This is a genomic window from Halalkalibacterium halodurans (assembly GCF_004376175.1).
Classification (GTDB): domain Bacteria; phylum Bacillota; class Bacilli; order Bacillales; family Bacillaceae_D; genus Halalkalibacterium; species Halalkalibacterium halodurans.
Genome location: NZ_SNUY01000005.1, coordinates 34,911 through 54,585, shown reverse-complemented (window position 1 = coordinate 54,585; position 19,675 = coordinate 34,911). Strand labels below are relative to the sequence as shown.

Here is a 19,675-nt window from a genome sequence, read left to right as displayed (position 1 = left end):
ATCGACTGAGCGTTCGCTCAGAATCTGAGGGGGAATTAGACTTGAAGACAGCCATCATTAGCGGCGTGAGAACACCTTTCGGGAAATTTGGCGGGAGTCTATCGACACTAACAGCTGCTCAGCTAGGGGGACATGCAATTCGTGAAACGTTAAAAAGGGCAAATTGGCGTGGGGAACGAGTAGACGATCTGATCATGGGGAATGTGTTGCAAGGGGGGCAAGGACAGCTCCCGTCAAGGCAAGCATTAAAAGAAGCCGACTTACCATGGGACGTGCGTACGGAGACGATCAATAAAGTGTGCGCGAGCGGGATGCGTAGCGTGACATTGTCGGACCAGTTGATCCGTTCGGGGAGCTCAAAAGTCGTTGTAGCTGGAGGAATGGAATCGATGAGTCAAGCGCCCTACTATGTGCCAAAGGCGCGTTGGGGTGCAAGAATGGGCCATGTGGAAATGATCGATGGCATGGTATTTGACGGACTAACATGTGCCTTCACAGGTGTTCATATGGGAACGTACGGAAATGGGACCGCACATGAGTTAGCGATCAGCCGAGAAGCCCAGGATGAATGGGCGTACCTTAGTCATCAGCGTGCCATTGCGGCCATCGGAGCAGGGCGGCTCGAAGAAGAGATCGTTCCGGTGGAAGTGCCGCAGCGAAAAGGGGAACCATTGCTCGTCGCATGTGATGAAGCGCCGCGAAAGGATACGTCAATGGAGTCACTGAAAAACCTTCGACCGGTGTTTGGCAAAGAAGGGACGATTACAGCCGGAAATGCTCCTGGAGTGAATGATGGTGCTGCCGCGATGTTGCTCATGTCTGAGGAGGAGGCGAAGAGCGCTGGCATGGCCCCATTAGCCATCATTGAAGGGCATACTGCGCTAGCGACCGAGCCGAAGGATTTCCCGAAAACACCGGGCCTTGTCATCCAAAAGCTATTACAGGACACTGGGAAAACGCCTGCTGAGATCGATTTGTTCGAAATTAATGAGGCTTTTGCCGCCGTTGCCCTTGCCAGTCAGCAAATCGCCGAGATTGACCCTGAAAAAGTAAATGTCAACGGTGGAGCCGTTGCGTTAGGTCATCCGATTGGTGCAAGTGGTGCACGCATCATCCTTACACTTGCCTACGAATTGCGCCGTCGAGGCGGGGGACTAGGCATTGCAGCAATCTGCAGTGGCGGAGGTCAAGGGGATGCTGTACTTATTCGCGTACCGTAAATGAATAAGAGAGGAGAACGAGGATGGACATTAAGCAAGTAATGGTCATTGGTGCAGGACAAATGGGATCTGGTATTGCTCACGTTCACGCTTTGGCCGGCTTCGAGGTTATGTTGTATGACCTTGATCCGGCTTCAATGGAGAAAGGAATTCAAACGATTACGAAGCAATTGCAGCGCCAAGTGGAGAAAGGGCGTATGACAGAGAGGGAAATGGACATCACTCTTAGCCGTATTCATCGGTCGACCGAGTTACAGGACGCCAAAAAAGCAGACTTTATCGTTGAGGCCGTCGTGGAGAATATGGAGGTGAAAACGAACCTTTTTGCTAAGCTTGATGACCTTGCTCCTGCTGACACGATTCTTGCTACGAATACGTCATCACTTCCGATCACGGAAATCGCTGCTGCTACCAGCCGTCCAGAAAAAGTCATTGGCATGCACTTTATGAACCCTGTGCCTGTTATGAAGCTCGTGGAAATTATCCGCGGACTAGCAACAGCCGATGACGTGTACGAAACCGTAGAGGCACTAACGAAAAAGCTGAACAAAACACCAGTAGAAGTCAATGATTTCCCAGGTTTTGTCTCCAACCGCGTGTTCATGCCAATGATCAACGAGGCCATCTACACTGTATACGAAGGGGTTGCAACTCCGGAAGCGGTGGATGAGGTGATGAAGCTAGGGATGAACCATCCAATGGGTCCCCTTACACTTGCAGACTTTATCGGGCTGGACACATGCTTATTCATTATGGAGACCCTCCATGAAGGGTTTGGCGATGACAAATACCGTCCGTGCCCGCTGCTAAGAAAGTATGTAAAGGCTGGCTGGCTCGGTAAGAAAACAGGTAGAGGGTTTTACGTCTATCACGACTGATCGTTGAGAGAGGAAAAGCTTCATGAAGAAGGTGATGGGATGAATCTACGATGGACAGACGAACAAGAGATGATGCGGAAGATGGTCCGGGATTTTGCTCAAGAACGCATTGCACCGTTCGTGGAAGAAATGGAAACAAACGACACATACCCGATGCACATCGTGAAAGAAATGGGAGAGCTTGGGTTAATGGGAATCCCGATTCCTGAAGCATACGGCGGTGCCGAGATGGATTTTATCTCGTACATTATCGCTATCCATGAGCTATCTAAGGTTAGCGCTACGGTGGGGGTGATCCTTTCCGTTCATACCTCGGTAGGGACGAATCCGATTCTTTTTTTTGGCACAGAGGAACAGAAAGCGCGATTTATTCCGAAGCTTGCTAAGGGCGAATATTTAGGGGCTTTCGGGCTTACGGAACCGAGCGCGGGGTCGGATGCAGCCAATTTAAAAACAACGGCCTCTAAAAAAGGGGACCATTATCGGTTGAATGGCTCAAAAGTGTTTATTACGAATGGGGGCGCAGCCGATACGTATGTCGTGTTTGCCTCAACCAATCCAAGTGCTGGTCGAAAAGGGATTTCCGCATTTATAGTCGAGAAAGAGACGCCAGGCTTTACGGTCGGTAAAAAAGAGAAAAAAATGGGGCTCCACGGCTCCAATACGACAGAGCTTATTTTTGAAGATGCCCTTGTTCCGAAAGAAAATCTTTTAGGTGTAGAAGGGGACGGATACAAGATTGCGATGGCGAACTTGGAGGCTGGACGGATTGGGATAGCCGCACAGTCTTTAGGAATTGCCGAAGCTGCTTTAGAAGCAGCAACGTCATATGCGAAGGAACGAAAGCAATTTGGCAAGTCGATTGGTCAGCAGCAAGCGATTGCTTTTAAACTCGCTGATTTGGCGACACAAGTAGAGGCTGCCAAACTATTAACCTATCGTGCTGCACAATTAAAACAGCAAGGTATTTCATGCGCGAAGGAGTCTTCAATGGCTAAACTATTTGCGTCTAAAACCGCGATGAAGGCGGCGATTGAAGCCGTGCAAATTTTCGGAGGATACGGCTACACGAAGGAATATCCAGTCGAGCGCTACTTCCGCGATGCAAAGGTGTGCGAGATCTACGAAGGGACGAGTGAGATTCAGCGAATTGTCATCCACAAACATATTAGCGAATGAATAGGAGAAGGAGGGCTGGAGATGAACTTTTTGCTAACAGATGAACAGCAGATGATTAAAAAAATGGTTCGAGATTTTGCAGAGAATGAAGTTGCGCCCACAGCCGAGGAACGGGATGAAGAAGAGCGGTTTGACCGTGAGATTTTTGATCAGATGGCGGAGCTCGGCCTCACGGGTATTCCTTGGCCTGAAGAGTACGGAGGGATCGGGGCTGACTATGTTAGCTATGTCATTGCCGTGGAAGAGCTCTCAAGAGTCTGCGCCTCTACCGGTGTGACCCTTTCTGCCCACCTTTCGTTAGCGAGCTGGCCGGTATACAAATTTGGCACAGAAGAGCAGAAGCAGAAATTTCTACGGCCAATGGCAGAAGGAAAGAAAATTGGCGCCTACGGGTTAACCGAGCCTGGATCAGGATCGGATGCGGCGAACATGAAAACGACAGCTGTTTTAGAAGGCGATGACTACATTTTAAACGGCTCAAAAATTTTCATTACAAACGGCGGGATTGCCGATATTTATATCGTGTTTGCCGTGACCGAGCCAGAAAAGCGTCACAAAGGAGTGTCTGCCTTTATTGTTGAAGCGGATACACCTGGCTTTTCCGTCGGCAAAAAAGAAAAGAAACTGGGGATTCGCTCCTCACCGACGACGGAAATCATATTTGAAGATTGCCGGGTGCCGAAGGAAAATTTGCTAGGGAAAGAAGGCGACGGCTTCAAAATTGCGATGATGACCTTGGACGGTGGGCGTAACGGGATCGCCGCACAAGCGGTCGGCATCGCTCAAGGGGCGCTCGATGCTGCAGTTGCCTATGCGAATGAGCGAAAGCAGTTTGGCAAGCCGATTGGTCAGCAGCAAGGGATCGCTTTCAAACTCGCAGACATGGCGACAAAGGTAGAAGCGAGCCGGCTTCTCACCTATCAAGCCGCATGGAGAGAAAGCGAAGGCCTTTCCTACGGTAAAGAGTCAGCGATGTCGAAGCTGTTTGCTGGAGATACGGCCATGGATGTCACGGTGGAGGCGGTTCAAGTGTTCGGCGGGTACGGCTACACGAAAGAATATCCGGTGGAGCGCTACATGCGTGATGCGAAAATTACACAAATTTACGAAGGAACAAACGAAATTCAACGATTAGTTATCTCAAAAATGCTGTTGGCGGACTAAAAATTCGGTACAATGGATGTAATGTGGAACCTGTGGCTCGTCCCTCAAGTAGTAGTTAGTGGAGTCACCGGTTTTGATTGACGTTGATTTGTTGGCTCTGGCCAGCAAAAATCCATTCTAATGTACAAGAAAGAGGTTGTCCCCTGTGAAGAAAAAACAAGTACCTTCCATGGTGAAAGACCAACAGCTTATTAAAAAACGTCGTGAACAAATGATTAAAGGAGCGGTGTCCCTTTTTATCGAAAAAGGATTTCATCGAACGACTACCCGTGAAATTGCGAAGCAATCAGGCTTTAGTATTGGTACGCTTTACGAATATATTGGCTCCAAAGAAGATGTGCTTTACTTAGTATGTGACGCGATTTATGAAGAAGTAAGCGACCGACTAAGGCAGCAGCTTGACACGAAGGGGTCTGGAGTCGAGCGGTTGAAAAAAGCGATTGCTGCGTTGTTCCATGTGATTGACGAAATGCAGGAAGAGGTACTCGTCATGTACCAAGAGGCAAAATCGTTGCCTAAAGAAGCATTACCTTACGTATTGCAAAAGGAAATGGATATGACCGAACTCATGGAGCGCATCATTCAAGAATGTGTCGATGGGGGAGGTCTTGAACTAGAAGAGCAGGAAATCAAGCTGCTCGCTCATAATATTCTCGTCTCTGCTCATATGTGGACGTTTAGACGGTGGGCCATTCAAAAATTGTACACTCTTGAAGAGTATACGAATCTACAAATCAAGCAGTTGTTAAAAGGAGTTACAGAGCCTATAAAGGAGGTCTAACGAATGGGAACGGTTGAGACGTACCGACCGAAGCACCATGTTCGTTTTGTTACTGCGTCCAGCTTATTTGATGGTCATGATGCCTCCATTAACATTATGCGGCGCATCCTCCAGTCGAGCGGGGCTGAGGTGATTCACCTTGGCCACAACCGCTCCGTTGAGGAAATTGTAAGCGCTGCCATACAAGAGGACGTGCAAGGAATTGCGATTTCATCCTATCAGGGGGGACATGTGGAGTTTTTCAAATATTGTTATGACCTGCTTCAAGAAAAAGGTGCCGGTCACATTCGCATCTATGGCGGTGGAGGCGGTGTCATTACGCCACCTGAGATTCGCGAGCTACATGAATACGGAATTTCTCGCATTTTTTCCCCTGATGATGGCCGGAAGCACGGCCTGCAAGGCATGATCAATCAAATGCTTGAAGAATGTGATTTTCCAACTGTGAAAGACATCGAAAATGAATTTGAACAACTAAAGGAAAAAAATGTCCGTGCGGTTGCGCGGCTCATTACGATGGCAGAAGAGCAAGCAAAAACAAAAGAAGCGGCTGTAACGCTTGACGATAAGTTGGTCAGCTTAAAGAAGCTGAACCAACCTAGTCCTCCAGTACTGGGGATTACGGGAACGGGGGGAGCAGGGAAAAGCTCACTAACCGACGAATTGGTGCGCCGTTTTTTAAATGAGTTTACCGATAAAACAGTGGCGATCCTTTCCATTGATCCGACGAAGCAAAAAACAGGAGGAGCGCTCCTAGGTGACCGTATTCGAATGAATGCGATCCACTCGCCGCGGGTCTTTATGCGAAGCTTAGCCACACGGGGCTCCCGCACAGAGATCTCCGAAAGCATTCGTGACGCGATCGCAGTCGTAAAAGCTGCAGCCTATGACCTTGTCATTGTGGAGACGAGCGGAATTGGTCAAGGGGATGCGGAGATTACCGAAATTGCCGATATCTCCATGTATGTGATGACAAGTGAGTACGGGGCACCTTCCCAATTAGAGAAGATCGATATGATTGACTTTGCCGATGTGATCGCGATTAACAAGTTTGACCGAAAAGGCTCGGAGGATGCGTTGCGCCATGTTCGTAAACAGTATCAGCGCTCTCACCAACGCTTTGACGAGCCGCTAGAGGCGATGCCGGTTTACGGGACGATTGCAAGTCAGTTTAACGACATAGGTACGAACACGTTATTTGCTGCGGTTATCGACATCTTAAATAAAAAATGCAAAACAAGCTGGGACACATCAATCGAAACAAGTAAGGAAGTCATGAAACAAAATATCATCATTCCACCAGAACGAACGCAATATTTGCGTGATATCGTGCAAACCGTTAAGCAATATAAACAACATACAGAAGAGCAGGTTCAGATTGCCCGTAAGCTCTATCAAATCGAAGGAACGATTGCTGCTTTAAAGGAACATGGTCAGGATACAGAGGAAGCCTTACAGCAGCTCGAAGCAACAAAGGCCATGTACGAACAAAAACTTCATCCTGAATGCAAGGCAATCCTTGATCAATGGGAGGCGAAAAAAGCAGCCTATTCAGGTGATACGTTCGTGATGAACATTCGCGGCAAGGAAATTGAGACTGAATTGACGACGGAAAGCTTAGCGGGTTTGAAAATTCCGAAAGTGGCGCTACCGAAATTTGCAGATTGGGGCGAAATCTTACGTTGGTCTATGCTGGAAAATGTGCCTGGGTCCTTCCCATTTACAGCAGGCGTGTTTCCGTTCAAGCGTAAAGGCGAGGACCCGAAACGTCAATTTGCAGGAGAAGGGACACCTGAGCGGACGAACCGTCGCTTTCACTATTTATCGAAAGACGATGAAGCGAAGCGCCTCAGTACAGCGTTTGATTCGGTTACGCTATACGGAGAGGATCCGGATTATCGTCCAGATATTTACGGCAAAGTTGGCGAAAGTGGCGTCAGCATTTGTACGCTCGATGACATGAAAAAACTCTATGCAGGGTTTGACCTATGTGCGCCATCCACGTCTGTATCAATGACGATCAACGGTCCTGCCCCAATCATATTGGCGATGTTTTTGAATACGGCGATTGATCAGCAGGTGGAAGCATTTCAACGTGAGAATGACCGAGTACCAAGTGAAGAGGAGCTTGCTGATATTAAGGCGCGCACGCTTGCAACGGTTAGGGGAACCGTTCAGGCCGACATTTTAAAAGAGGATCAGGGGCAGAACACGTGTATTTTCTCGACGGAATTTGCTTTGCGGATGATGGGAGACATTCAACAATATTTTATCGATCATCACGTAAGAAACTACTACTCGGTTTCCATTTCGGGGTATCACATTGCCGAGGCAGGAGCGAATCCGATCAGCCAGCTCGCTTTTACGCTTGCCAATGGCTTTACGTACGTTGAATACTATTTAAGCCGTGGCATGGATATTAATGACTTTGCTCCAAATCTGTCGTTCTTCTTTAGCAATGGGCTTGATCCAGAATATACGGTCATTGGCCGCGTCGCTCGGCGCATTTGGTCAACCGTGATGAAGCATAAGTACGGAGCAAATGAGCGTAGTCAAAAACTAAAATATCATATCCAGACTTCCGGTCGCTCTCTCCACGCCCAAGAAATCGACTTCAATGACATCCGTACGACGCTTCAAGCGCTTATGGCCATTTATGACCATTGCAACTCGCTCCATACGAATGCGTACGACGAGGCCATCACGACGCCCACGGAGCAATCGGTTCGACGGGCAATGGCGATCCAAATGATCATTACGAAGGAGCTAGGGCTAGCCAAAAATGAAAACTCGCTGCAAGGCTCGTTTATTATCGAAGAGCTCACCGAGTTAGTGGAAGAGGCGGTCCTTGCCGAACTCGAACAAATCAATGACCGTGGCGGTGTGCTTGGGGCAATGGAGACCCAATATCAGCGCAGTAAAATTCAAGAGGAATCCATGCACTATGAGATGAAGAAGCATAGTGGGGAACTTCCAATCATCGGTGTGAACACGTATATAAATCCGAACGAACAGGATGAAGAAACGTTTGATTTGGAACTGGCACGGGCAACAAAGGAAGAAAAAGAGCAACAGATTGCTAATCTAAAGGCATTTCAAGAACGGCATAAGGAGATAGCGCCAGAGGCATTGAAGGCGCTACAAGAGACTGCTGTAAATGGTGGGAACATCTTCGCTGAGCTTATGGAAACGGTAAAAGTTGCAAGCTTGGGACAAATTACGAGAGCATTGTATCAAGTTGGAGGGCAATACCGGAGAAATATGTAATGGAATGATATTTCCATGTCTCGACTCATTGCAACGTTATGTCTTTAGTCTAAACCGCCTGTTATAGGCGGCTTTTTCTATCCTTTGAGAATGAGGCCCTTCATAATCTTATTATTTTTACCGAAAATACTTATAACGACTCTTCTAGAAATGAAGACCGTTTCCTTTGCAATTTAGAAGGTTTTTCCGCATTTAAAATAGATTATAATGAAAACAGTGGTAAAATGTAACTGAATATGAACATGTTGCGTAGGGTGGTTTCTCAATGGATTTGGATTGGAAAGTCGGAGATAGAATGATGAAAGATCTTTTCAGCAAACAAGGGGATCTTTTAGTTCGTGAAGGGACACTGCTTACACCAGAATTAATCAAACGGTTGCTTGAAAGCGATCTAGACTTGGGACGTATCAATGAGGATGACTGGCTTTTTGTTCAAAGAGAGCGAGCGATGAAAGAGACGATGGCAGAGCTTGAGAAAATATTCACGCAAATTCATACAAACAACCAAATTATCCAAGAGGTTGAAACCTCTATCGTTCCACAAGTCGAGCAAATGACGGCCGAAAAAGATTTGGCGAAGCTATTGCATGTCATTAAAGCAAAGGATGACTATACATACAGGCATACCGTGGGAGTATCCATCCTTTCAAGGCTTATCGGAACGTGGCTGAAGTTAGATGAAGTCATTTTGAAAGAGCTTACCCTAGGAGCGGTTCTCCATGATATTGGGAAGGTCGAGATTCCTGATGCTATTTTAAATAAACCAGGTGCATTGACGAAGGATGAGTATCGAATCATCCAAGATCACACGGTGAAAGGCTACCGCATTATTCAAGAATCAGGAATCTATTCAGATACGGTCGCGCTCATGGCTCTCGAACATCACGAGCGGGAGGATGGTACAGGGTACCCCTATCAAAAAACGAGAAATGAGATTCATCTTCTATCAAAAATTCTAGCGGTAGCCGATGTATTCCATGCGATGACATCCGACCGCATCTACCGTAAGGGCATGGCCTTGTATGACGTTTTGCTACAAATGAGGCAAGATCGGTTCGGAAAGCTAGAGCCGAGAATTACTGATTTTTTTGTCCGCCGCTTTATGGAACAATGCATTGGAAGCAAAGCTCGTTTAAACGATGGTTCAAGAGTAGAGATCGTCTTTATTCCGTATGAAAACCCTATTTGTCCGATAGTCAAACAGGGGACAAGCTATATTGACTTACGAATGTCTCCCCTCTATATTCAGGAGCTAATCCCTGTAACGGTCAAGGTTTAGCAAGTGTACACGTAATCAATCCATCGTTCTGATTAAACGAACTAGCATAAACTTGGGAAATGTGTTTATAATGAAACGTATGATTTCTAAATAAAATACGTGCGTAAACTTTAAGAATGATAGATGATTCATGAAAGGAAGTGCTCGCCGTGAAATTAGCAGAGCTATCGAAAGAAGAAATTCAAGAACTTTCCATGGTGGAAGTTGCGTACTTAGTGATGAAGGAAACAAAAGAGCCTTTTAACTATCAGGATTTACTTAAAAAAGTGGCAGAATTAAAAGGAATGTCTGAAGAGCAAATGCTTGATCGCATCGGTTATCTGTATACGGATCTAAACATCGACGGTCGCTTTGTTACTTTAGGTGACAATCGTTGGGGCTTAAGAAGCTGGTACCCATTAGAGCAAGTAGAGGAAGAAATCACGGGGCCGACGAAGAAAAAAGCGAAGGCGAAGGCTGAAGAAGAAGTAGATGAGCTTGATGAGAATATCGAAGTGTTCGATGATGAGTTTGAGGATTTAGAAGACGAGCTCGATGAACTGGCAGAGAGCGAAGATGCGGATGAGGAAGATGAAGAGTTCGATGAAGGGGACGACATTGACGAACTCGATGACGAATTCGAAGAGTCAGACGATGATCTATAAGTAAATCATCGCTTGACTTCTCATAAAGAACTCGGTAGAATCATTTTTGGGCTAAAGAAATCAATACTTCTAAAAAAATAAAGAGCAAAAGTGGCCCCCTGTTGAACAGGGAAAAGTGTCACTTTTGTTTTTTTGTTTTAGTTCGGAAATAATGATTCATGCTAAGAGAATGAAACACGACTAACGTTGACCGTGTCTCGTAAAGAAAAGCCTCCCATTTTCAGCAAGTACGTAGCTCTTGGGCAATTTTTGAAAAGGAGACGGTTAGATGACGACAAAGTACATTTTTGTGACAGGTGGGGTTGTATCCTCATTAGGAAAAGGAATTACCGCGGCATCCCTCGGTCGATTGTTAAAGAATCGCGGGATGAAGGTGACGATCCAAAAGTTCGATCCGTACATCAATGTTGATCCTGGGACGATGAGTCCTTATCAGCACGGGGAAGTATTTGTCACAGATGATGGCGCTGAAACCGATTTGGATCTCGGGCACTACGAACGTTTTATTGATATTAATTTGAATAAAAACAGCAATGTGACGACAGGGAAAATTTACTCCTCTGTACTTAAGAAGGAGCGTCGTGGCGATTACCTTGGCGGAACAGTCCAAGTCATCCCCCACGTTACGAACGAGATTAAAGAGAGGGTGTTTCGTGCAGGGCGTGAGACCAATGCGGATGTGGTCATTACCGAGATTGGTGGAACAGTTGGCGATATTGAAAGCTTGCCATTTTTAGAAGCGATTCGCCAAATTAAGAGTGACATCGGTGTTGACAATGTCATGTACATCCACTGTACGCTTATTCCTTATTTAGCTGCAGCAGGTGAGATGAAATCAAAGCCGACCCAGCATAGTGTTAAAGAGCTCCGTAGCCTTGGAATCCAGCCGAACGTCATTGTCGTACGAACAGAAAAGCCAGTTCCTGAAGAAATGAAGGAAAAAATTGCGCTATTTTGTGATATTCGTGTAGACTCTGTTATTGAGGCGCGCGATGCAGATACGCTTTATGAAGTGCCATTAGACTTACAAGCGCAAAATCTCGATCAAATCGTTTGTGATCATTTAAACCTTTCTTGCCAAGAAGCGGATATGACAGAGTGGAAATCACTCGTCGAGAAGGTGAAAAATCTATCAGGCCTTGTGAAAATCGCCCTTGTCGGCAAATATGTGGCATTACCAGATGCTTACTTATCTGTAGCCGAGGCTTTGCGTCATGCCGGCTATGCTTTTGATGCAGATATTAACATTAAATGGGTTGATTCGGAAGATGTAACGGCAGAAAACGTTGCCGAACAATTGCAGGGAGTGGATGGTATTCTCGTTCCCGGAGGCTTTGGTGATCGAGGAATCGAAGGCAAGATCGAAGCAATCCGCTATGCGCGTGAGCAAAAAATACCGTTTTTAGGGATTTGCTTGGGGATGCAATTAGCTTCAATTGAGTTTGCTCGCAATGTCCTTGGGTTGGAAGGCGCTCATTCTGCGGAAATTAATCCAGATACGCCGCATCCAATTATCGATTTGTTGCCAGAACAAAAAGATGTAGAAGATATGGGAGGAACGCTCCGCTTAGGCCTTTATCCTTGCAAGCTGAAGAACGGAACACTTGCCCAATCAGCTTACAATGACCAAGTGATTTATGAGCGTCACCGTCATCGATATGAATTTAATAATGAATACCGTGAGCAAATGGAAGCCAAAGGCTTTATGTTCTCTGGGACGAGTCCTGATGGACGGCTCGTGGAAATTGTTGAGCTAGGTGATCATCCGTTTTTTATCGCCTCTCAGTTCCATCCGGAGTTCGTTTCACGACCAACACGGCCTCAGCCGTTATTCCGAGAATTTATCCAAGCTTCCTTACGAAAATGAGGCTGGACAAAACACAGTTAATAAGAGTGGCACTTTCACCTCCGGTGAGTGCCACTCTTATTTTATAGGGAGTTGATTGTTTCAAAAACCATTCGCTTGCCGCGGGAAAGGCTTCAGCTAATCGGGGGAAAGCGCCCCATGGATCTTCAGCTCTTGCTTTTCCCGCAGGCGTCTCGTGATTTTGACAATCAACTTGAAAACGTCCGTCTAGTTATGCGTAAACACAAAAAGGATACGTTGCGCCTATTCCTTGATAAGATTAAACATCAATTCTTTGAACTTCCAGACGACATTGTCGCAAGTGCTGGATATGGCATGACAATGAGGAAAAGACTAGGACGTACTGAGAATAGAAAGCGCACACCCTACTCAGTACAATACCGATCATAAAGAGCCATAAACGCCAATCAAACAACAAGACGATTCCATGCATACTGATCAATTTATTTTGGTGCCCAGAACTTTTTTTACTTTTGGCTAGTTGTGTCCTAGCCTCTTTCTTTTTGCATTCGAGAAGCTTTTGCAGCATTTTTTTATAAAATAACAAAATGTCCTTGAATATTTTCAAAAATTGTATTGCTTTTTTGTTAAACTTTCCTATATAATTCTTTTGTATTGATAATAATTATCATTTTCAAGTAGGGGGAATAACAATGGCATTTACTACATATTTGCGACAGCGAGTGAACTCGAAGGCGGTTCTGTTACTTTCAGCGTTACTACTAGCCCTTTTAGCCGCTTGCGGAAGTGAAGCAACTGAAGGTGAGGGAGAAGAGCAGCCCGAAGCTACAGAAACAACTGAAGAGAGCGGCGTTCGTGAAGTGTCTCATGCAATGGGTGTAACGACAATTGAAGGAAAGCCTGAACGAATCGTGACATTGTATCAAGGGGCGACAGATGCAGCAGTTGCTTTCGGAATGACACCAGTTGGAGTCGTGGAGTCTTGGTTAGAGCCACCAATGTATGAATATTTACGAGACGATTTAGAGGGCGTTGAGTTTGTTGGTCAAGAAACGCAGCCGAACTTAGAAGAGATTGCAAAGCTACAGCCGGATCTAATCATTGCTTCACAGCTGCGTCATGAAGAGGTCTATGACCAGTTATCAGAAATTGCTCCAACGGTAGTCCATGAAACGGTATTTGAGTTTAAAGAGACCGTTGAACTAATGGGTGAAGCGATGGATGAAGAAGAAAAAGCGGCTGACATTCTTGCTGCTTGGGACGAGCGCGTGGAAGACTTTAAAACAAAGGTCGTCGAAAAAATGGGTGACGAATGGCCTGTTGAAGTTTCTGTTTTGAACTTTAGAGAAGACCATGCTCGTATTTATGCCACAGGCTTTTCTGCGATTATTTTAGAGGATCTCGGCTTTGAGTTTCCAGAGAACCAGAAAAATTCCGATGAAATTTTCATGCTAACCGATATGGAGAGCATTCCGGAAATGAACGCAGATGTGTTTTATATGTTCATGAGCGATGACGAGACGGTACAAAAAACGTATGAAGAGTGGACATCCCATCCGTTGTGGGAGAATCTCGATGCGGTAAAAGCTGATCAAGTGTACATGGTTGATGAGATCGCTTGGAACATGGGTGGCGGTATTAACGCAGCCAACTTAATGCTTGATGATATTTACGATCGTTTTGAGTTAGAAAAATAAGTCTTACAATGAGTGGATTGGAGGGGGACTGGGTCCCTCTCTTATTTTTCATTCAATCGTTTTTTTTCTATTGGCCGCTAAATGATAGCTTACATTCATGCGCTGCTGGTCACGAGACATGGTTCAAAAGATGATGCTCTCAGTCTAAGTCTTAGTGTCAGTAAAAAGGGATAAGGCGGTAAGTCAAGCTTCTCTATTGGAGGATTTGTATGAGATATTTGCTTTCACGAACGTCGTTGAAACTAATCGGGCTTATTTTTAGTATGCTTCTCTTCGTCGGTTTTTTTATTGCAAGCATTGCCCTCGGAAAAACGGCGATATCGCTACAAACAACCTATGATGCATTTTTCCATTTTGATGAGTCTATGACAGAGCACGTTATTGTGAGAACATCACGACTCACTCGAACGGTCATTGCTGCGGTTATTGGCTGTAGTCTTGCGCTTGCTGGAGCTCTGATGCAAGCGTTAACGCGAAATCCGCTCGCCGCTCCTGATATTTTTGGGATTAATGCTGGGGCGTTATTTTTTATCGTTGTAGCTGTCACCTTTTTTAATGTAAATTCCATGGTCGGTTATATGTGGATCGCCTTTGTAGGTGCAGGGGTGGCAGCAATGCTTGTCTATTTTCTCGGGTCTCTCGGAAAGGATGGCTTGTCGCCAGTTAAGATTGTCCTCGCCGGTGCGGCGATTAGTGCACTCTTTATTTCGTTTGCACAAGGGCTGCTCGTCATTGATGAACAAAAAATTCAAACCGTATTGTTCTGGTTGGCTGGCTCTGTAGCCGGGCGAAACATGGACATGCTCCTTTCAGTATTGCCGTTTATCGCAGGGGCGATCGTTCTAACGCTCTTTTTAGGAAAGGGGATCAATATTCTTCTCCTCGGGGATGATGTAGCGAAAGGACTAGGTCAGAAAACGGTCGTCATCAAGGTGCTAATGGGGATCATGGTCGTCTTTTTAGCAGGAGGTTCAGTAGCCGTCACTGGCTCTATTGGATTCATTGGGTTAATTGTCCCTCATATGGCCCGAGGGCTTGTTGGCTCAGATTATCGTTGGGTCATTCCTTACAGTGCATTGCTTGGCGCTACCCTCATGATCGTTGCCGACATTGGTGCACGGTTCATCATTATGCCACAAGATATGCCAATCGGTGTCATGACAGCTTTTATGGGCGTTCCATTCTTTATCTATATTGCGCGTAGGGGGTTGGCGAAAAAATGAGTAAACTACTTACCGTACGCACTAAATCAGGGTCAATCTCCTTTCAAGTGGAAAGAAGGACGGTCGTTGTCTTCGGGTTACTTCTCCTCGTTTCATTGCTTCTTTTTATCGGAAGCTTATCGGTAGGGAGCACCTTTATCCCTCCACACGATGTGATCAAACAATTATTCGGTTACGGGACAGGAGAGTATGACTTTACGATTAATACGCTAAGGCTCCCCCGTGTGTTACTTGCCTTTATGGTCGGGGCAGCCCTTGGGGTGGCAGGTCTCATTCTTCAAGGGATTGTACGTAATCCGTTAGCCGCCCCTGATATTATCGGGATTACGAGCGGTGGCTCGGTCGGAGCGATGATCTTTATAGTCTGCTTTATGGGTGTCGTTAGCATTACATGGCTTCCCTTTGCTGCCATAATAGGCGCAGGTCTCGTATCCATTGTGATCTATTTGTTAGCTTGGAATAAAGGAGTCACCCCGATTCGCCTTATCTTAATTGGAATAGGCGTAACGGCGGCCATGAAGGCTTTTGTGACGATGATGCTCGTTCTTAGCGATATGGCGGTGACGACGAAAGCGTATTTGTGGTTAACTGGGAGTCTGTATGGCGCGCACTGGCAAGATGTATATGCAATGCTCCCATGGGTGGCGATATCCATTCCGCTCACGATGCTCATGGCGCAAACCTTAGGGGTGAAAGAATTAGGAGATGACATTGCCCAAGGACTTGGTGTTAAAGTACAAATGTACAGGTTCGCTCTATTATTTACGAGCGTTGCCCTCGCTGGGTCTGCGGTTGCCTTTGCAGGAGGTATTCAATTTGTCGGGCTCATTGCCCCCCATATTAGTCGGATGCTCGTTGGTCGCTCGTATACCAGCTTAGTAATTGTTTCATCGTTCATTGGTGGAATCATTGTCGTCATGGCTGATATTGTGGCGAGGACTGCATTTTTACCTTTCGATATCCCTGCCGGTGTATTTACTGCCGCGATCGGCGCACCGTACTTTATTTACTTGTTATATCGAAATCGAAACATGTAGTGGTTTGCAGAGGGGAATGGATCGGAAGAACGCTGAACGGGCTCCTCAATAAAAGAATGAGGGGCCCGCTCTTTCTTCTACTAAAGATCGTACTCTGTTAAAATATCGAGTGTGGATAAATAGAGGCATTGATAGGCAAATAAAGCGAGAAGGGTTCCGGGATATCCGTAGCGGTTGCCATCTTCTCCTGGTACAAGGCTGAGCGTAGCTCCTAAATCAATATGGACATCAACAACGGAAGTGAGAGAAGTTCCTTCACATTCTTTTACGGTTGAAATGCCGACCATCTCTACCCCTTGGTCAGCGAGGGTTTTCGCCACCGTTACGGCCTCTGCGTCGTCACTATATCGAGTGAACAACATGACACGGTCTGCTGCTGTGACCTCTGCTATCTTACCGTTAGAAAGAACGAGGGGAGCAACGGAAGAAAATGTTTCTACACCAAGAAGCGCTTCTGATTGAACGGCGGTCATTTCATGAAACCCATGAATGTAAATCGTCCCTTCACCAATAAGTGCTTGGGCTAGGAGTCGTCCCCCATCCTCGAAGCTCTCTTCCTTTTCTTTCAATTGCTTTAGTAAGCCTGTCAATTGTGTAGTGAAAATTTGGATCATGAGCTCGTTATCCTCCAACACGTCTAATCTATGTACTCAGAAGTATATCCTCTTTTTATGAAAATGGGCAACTTGGCGAGCTGTGAAAACATTTTTCCATGGATTCGACAGAAAAAGAAGGAATTTTTTGCTTCTTCTCGAAACTCTTTTAGAGGAGGGGTTTATATCGTTTTTTGATATTCGGGAAAAACATTCGCAGCAACACCTACCGCAAGTTGCGATCAAAGGAAGCAGCAAAAGAAAATCTAGCATAGGACAATGGCTTGTTCGTAAAAGGAGTGAAAAGGGTGAATAAAATTCTCGTAGTAGATGATCAATACGGAATACGTGTATTGTTAAATGAAATTTTACAAAAGGATGGCTATCAAATGTTTCAGGCAGCTAACGGCATTCAAGCGCTTGCCATCGTTGAAGAGGAAACACCTGATTTAGTGTTGCTCGATATGAAAATTCCAGGAATGGATGGGTTGGAAATTTTACGTCGCATCAAGGACATGAACCCGAATATTGAAGTAATTATGATGACCGCCTATGGCGAGTTAAACATGATTAATGAGGCGATGCAGCTTGGCGCAGTTACTCACTTCGCGAAACCATTCGATATTGATGACGTTCGAGCAGTCATTGCCGAAAACATGAAGTCCTCATGACCGATAGGGATATGATCATAAATGTTATCGCTTCCATCTTGAAATGTTGAAAAGATCTCACCAATCTAGGGTGAAATCTAATTGGAGTATGCTATAATAGATTCGTTCAAACGATTGGGGCGGATTGTTTTTGTTATGAGCATTTTTTTATGACCATATCTCGAGTCTACATATTCATTGCGAATTTCGGGAATGTTGAACTAATAGTAGAATGCTCTGATGCAAAAGGCGCTCAAAATTTTAGATTGGCTAACAGAAGGAGGAAGCAGGATGCCTTTAGTTTCTATGACAGAGATGTTGAACAAAGCGAAGGCTGAAGGTTACGCAGTTGGACAGTTCAACTTGAATAACCTAGAGTTCACGCAAGCGATTTTACAAGCAGCGGAAGAGGAAAAGTCCCCAGTGATTTGTGGTGTTTCTGAAGGGGCGGCTCGCTACATGGGCGGCTTTAAAACAGTGGTAGGTATGGTTAAAAACCTCATGCAAGAGTACAATGTGACGGTTCCAGTTGCGATTCACCTTGATCATGGTTCTAGCTTTGAGAAATGTGTCGAGGCCATTCATGCTGGTTTTACATCGGTTATGATTGACGGCTCTCACCATCCATTAGAGGAAAACATTGCTTTGACAAAACGTGTCGTTGATGTTGCTCACGCACTTGGGGTTTCTGTTGAAGCAGAGCTAGGTCGCATTGGTGGACAAGAAGACGATTTGGTCGTTGACGAAGCAGAAGCAGCTTACGCGATTCCGTCTGAGTGTAAAGAGTTAGTCGAAGCGACAGGTGTTGACTGCTTTGCGCCGGCTCTAGGATCTGTTCATGGCCCTTACAAAGGTGAACCAAACCTCGGTTTTGACCGCATGAAGGAAATCAATGAGCTTGTAGGTATTCCACTAGTTCTTCATGGTGGAACTGGAATCCCGACAAAGGATATTCAAAAAGCCATCTCTTTAGGACATGCGAAGATTAACGTGAATACAGAAAGCCAAATTTCTTCTGCTAAGGCAGTGCGCCAAGTGTTAGAGGAAAAGCCTGAGCTTTATGATCCGCGAAAATATTTAGGCCCTGCACGTGAAGCCATTAAAGATACAGTAAAAGGTAAAATGCGTGAGTTTGGCTCTTCAAATAAAGCGTAAGTCATAAGACGAGTGATTGACTGATCAAAAAAAGAGTTAGAGGTTGGAATTGTTCTCAATTCGTCTTTAACTCTTCTCTTTTTTTCGTTTTTTTTCAGACAACTCTGTCAAGTAACCGCTTTATCGTTCGGGTGATTTTTAGGCGAACTGCACTCCTTATAACACAAATAAAGAGAAATTTTATTTCAATGGAGGTTTCTTTCATGACCCTTGAATGTTAGCCTATGCCTACGTGACTTGGAGTTACGCCGGCGATGTCACAGGACTGACGTTCTTAGTTTAGGGTCATTCAACGTTTAGCTAGTTTTTCTAGTATCCCAATGCCTTGGCGTAGACGTCTTAGCGTCAGGGAACGGGATAAATAATCATATGAGGTGAGTGAGAATGAAATTTTTTATTGATACAGCTAATATTAATGAAATTCGTGAAGCTAATGATCTCGGGATTCTTGCTGGTGTCACGACGAACCCATCACTTGTGGCAAAAGAGGGTGTCGATTTTCACGAACGTCTTCGCGAAATCACTTCGCTTGTAAAAGGCTCAGTAAGCGCTGAGGTCGTTGCCCTTGATGCGGAAGGAATGATTAAGGAAGGGAAGGAATTAGCAGCGATTGCGCCTAATATTACAGTAAAGGTTCCGATGACTACCGAAGGTCTTAAAGCTGTTCATGCCTTCCATCAAGAAGGGATTACGACGAATGTAACGCTTGTTTTTTCAGCTGTTCAAGCACTACTTGCGGCACGGGCCGGCGCTACTTACGTTTCCCCATTCCTTGGGAGACTGGATGATATTGGTCATGACGGACTAGATTTGATCTCACAAATCGCGGAAATTTTTCATGTACATGACTTGGATACACAAATCATTGCGGCTTCGATTCGTCATCCACAACATGTTACAGAAGCGGCATTACGAGGAGCACACATTGCGACCATCCCATTTAAAGTGATTAGTCAACTCTCAAAACATCCCCTGACGGATAAAGGGATTGAGCAATTTCTAAAGGATTGGAACAATCGCTAACAACAAGGTACCATTCACCGTTTTTCTCTTGTTTTCTAGCTTGTTCGAATTGTAAGT

17 protein-coding genes are annotated in these 19,675 nt (G+C 45.5%); 16 read left to right on the top strand and 1 reads right to left on the bottom strand.

Features of this window, described 5'->3' with window-relative positions; all coding sequences use genetic code 11:
- The first annotated feature begins 41 nt into the window (after positions 1-41).
- From E2L07_RS02855 to E2L07_RS02795, 13 genes are all read left to right on the top strand, one after another.
- Positions 42-1,220 carry an acetyl-CoA C-acetyltransferase gene (locus E2L07_RS02855; RefSeq protein WP_134228804.1) on the top strand — a complete coding sequence of 393 codons (1,179 nt, stop codon included), beginning with the start codon at positions 42-44 and terminating at the stop codon, positions 1,218-1,220.
- A 23-nt stretch (positions 1,221-1,243) separates the two neighbouring features.
- Positions 1,244-2,098, top strand: coding sequence for a 3-hydroxybutyryl-CoA dehydrogenase (locus tag E2L07_RS02850; protein WP_134228803.1), 855 nt, complete (start codon positions 1,244-1,246; stop codon positions 2,096-2,098).
- Positions 2,099-2,137: 39 nt separating this feature from the next.
- Entirely contained in the window at positions 2,138-3,277 is a 1,140-nt protein-coding gene (locus E2L07_RS02845) for an acyl-CoA dehydrogenase (protein WP_134228802.1), read from the top strand.
- A 21-nt stretch (positions 3,278-3,298) separates the two neighbouring features.
- Positions 3,299-4,441: an acyl-CoA dehydrogenase gene (locus E2L07_RS02840; RefSeq protein ID WP_053430140.1), complete on the top strand. Its 1,143-nt coding sequence runs from the start codon at positions 3,299-3,301 to the stop codon at positions 4,439-4,441.
- A gap of 145 nt (positions 4,442-4,586) precedes the next feature.
- Positions 4,587-5,222, top strand: a complete 636-nt coding sequence (locus E2L07_RS02835; RefSeq protein ID WP_041820977.1) for a TetR/AcrR family transcriptional regulator — start codon at positions 4,587-4,589, stop codon at positions 5,220-5,222.
- 3 nt (positions 5,223-5,225) lie between these two features.
- On the top strand, positions 5,226-8,489 hold the full coding sequence (gene icmF, locus E2L07_RS02830; RefSeq protein ID WP_053430141.1) for a fused isobutyryl-CoA mutase/GTPase IcmF: 3,264 nt from the start codon (positions 5,226-5,228) through the stop codon (positions 8,487-8,489).
- A 265-nt stretch (positions 8,490-8,754) separates the two neighbouring features.
- Complete coding sequence (locus E2L07_RS02825) at positions 8,755-9,768, top strand: HD-GYP domain-containing protein (RefSeq protein WP_134228801.1); 1,014 nt, start codon at positions 8,755-8,757, stop codon at positions 9,766-9,768.
- Positions 9,769-9,917: 149 nt separating this feature from the next.
- Entirely contained in the window at positions 9,918-10,412 is a 495-nt protein-coding gene (gene rpoE / locus E2L07_RS02820; RefSeq protein WP_053430143.1) for a DNA-directed RNA polymerase subunit delta, read from the top strand.
- A 268-nt stretch (positions 10,413-10,680) separates the two neighbouring features.
- Entirely contained in the window at positions 10,681-12,279 is a 1,599-nt protein-coding gene (locus E2L07_RS02815) for a CTP synthase (RefSeq protein WP_053430144.1), read from the top strand.
- Positions 12,280-12,417: 138 nt separating this feature from the next.
- The gene (locus E2L07_RS02810; protein WP_053430145.1) at positions 12,418-12,669 is read left to right on the top strand and encodes a hypothetical protein; all 252 of its coding nucleotides are present in this window, start codon (positions 12,418-12,420) and stop codon (positions 12,667-12,669) included.
- A 263-nt stretch (positions 12,670-12,932) separates the two neighbouring features.
- Positions 12,933-13,937: an ABC transporter substrate-binding protein gene (locus E2L07_RS02805; protein ID WP_053430146.1), complete on the top strand. Its 1,005-nt coding sequence runs from the start codon at positions 12,933-12,935 to the stop codon at positions 13,935-13,937.
- A 209-nt stretch (positions 13,938-14,146) separates the two neighbouring features.
- Positions 14,147-15,160, top strand: coding sequence for a FecCD family ABC transporter permease (locus E2L07_RS02800; RefSeq protein ID WP_134228800.1), 1,014 nt, complete (start codon positions 14,147-14,149; stop codon positions 15,158-15,160).
- Positions 15,157-16,197 carry a FecCD family ABC transporter permease gene (locus E2L07_RS02795; protein ID WP_134228799.1) on the top strand — a complete coding sequence of 347 codons (1,041 nt, stop codon included), beginning with the start codon at positions 15,157-15,159 and terminating at the stop codon, positions 16,195-16,197. The genes E2L07_RS02800 and E2L07_RS02795 overlap by 4 nt, the downstream gene beginning before the upstream one ends.
- An 80-nt stretch (positions 16,198-16,277) precedes the next feature.
- Here the strand turns inward: E2L07_RS02795 and E2L07_RS02790 are convergent, their stop codons facing one another.
- A complete protein-coding gene (locus E2L07_RS02790; RefSeq protein ID WP_134228798.1) occupies positions 16,278-16,811 on the bottom strand; it encodes a DUF2529 domain-containing protein in 534 nt (177 codons plus the stop codon).
- A gap of 287 nt (positions 16,812-17,098) precedes the next feature.
- Between E2L07_RS02790 and E2L07_RS02785 the strand changes: the two genes are divergently transcribed.
- The 3 genes from E2L07_RS02785 (at position 17,099) to fsa (ending at position 19,618) form a co-directional block, all read left to right on the top strand.
- Entirely contained in the window at positions 17,099-17,461 is a 363-nt protein-coding gene (locus tag E2L07_RS02785; RefSeq protein WP_010899912.1) for a response regulator, read from the top strand.
- A gap of 270 nt (positions 17,462-17,731) precedes the next feature.
- The gene (locus tag E2L07_RS02780; protein WP_010899911.1) at positions 17,732-18,595 is read left to right on the top strand and encodes a class II fructose-bisphosphate aldolase; all 864 of its coding nucleotides are present in this window, start codon (positions 17,732-17,734) and stop codon (positions 18,593-18,595) included.
- A gap of 384 nt (positions 18,596-18,979) precedes the next feature.
- Positions 18,980-19,618 (top strand): fructose-6-phosphate aldolase, encoded by a 639-nt coding sequence (gene fsa / locus E2L07_RS02775; RefSeq protein ID WP_053430150.1) that lies wholly within the window; start codon positions 18,980-18,982, stop codon positions 19,616-19,618.
- Positions 19,619-19,675 lie beyond the last annotated feature (57 nt).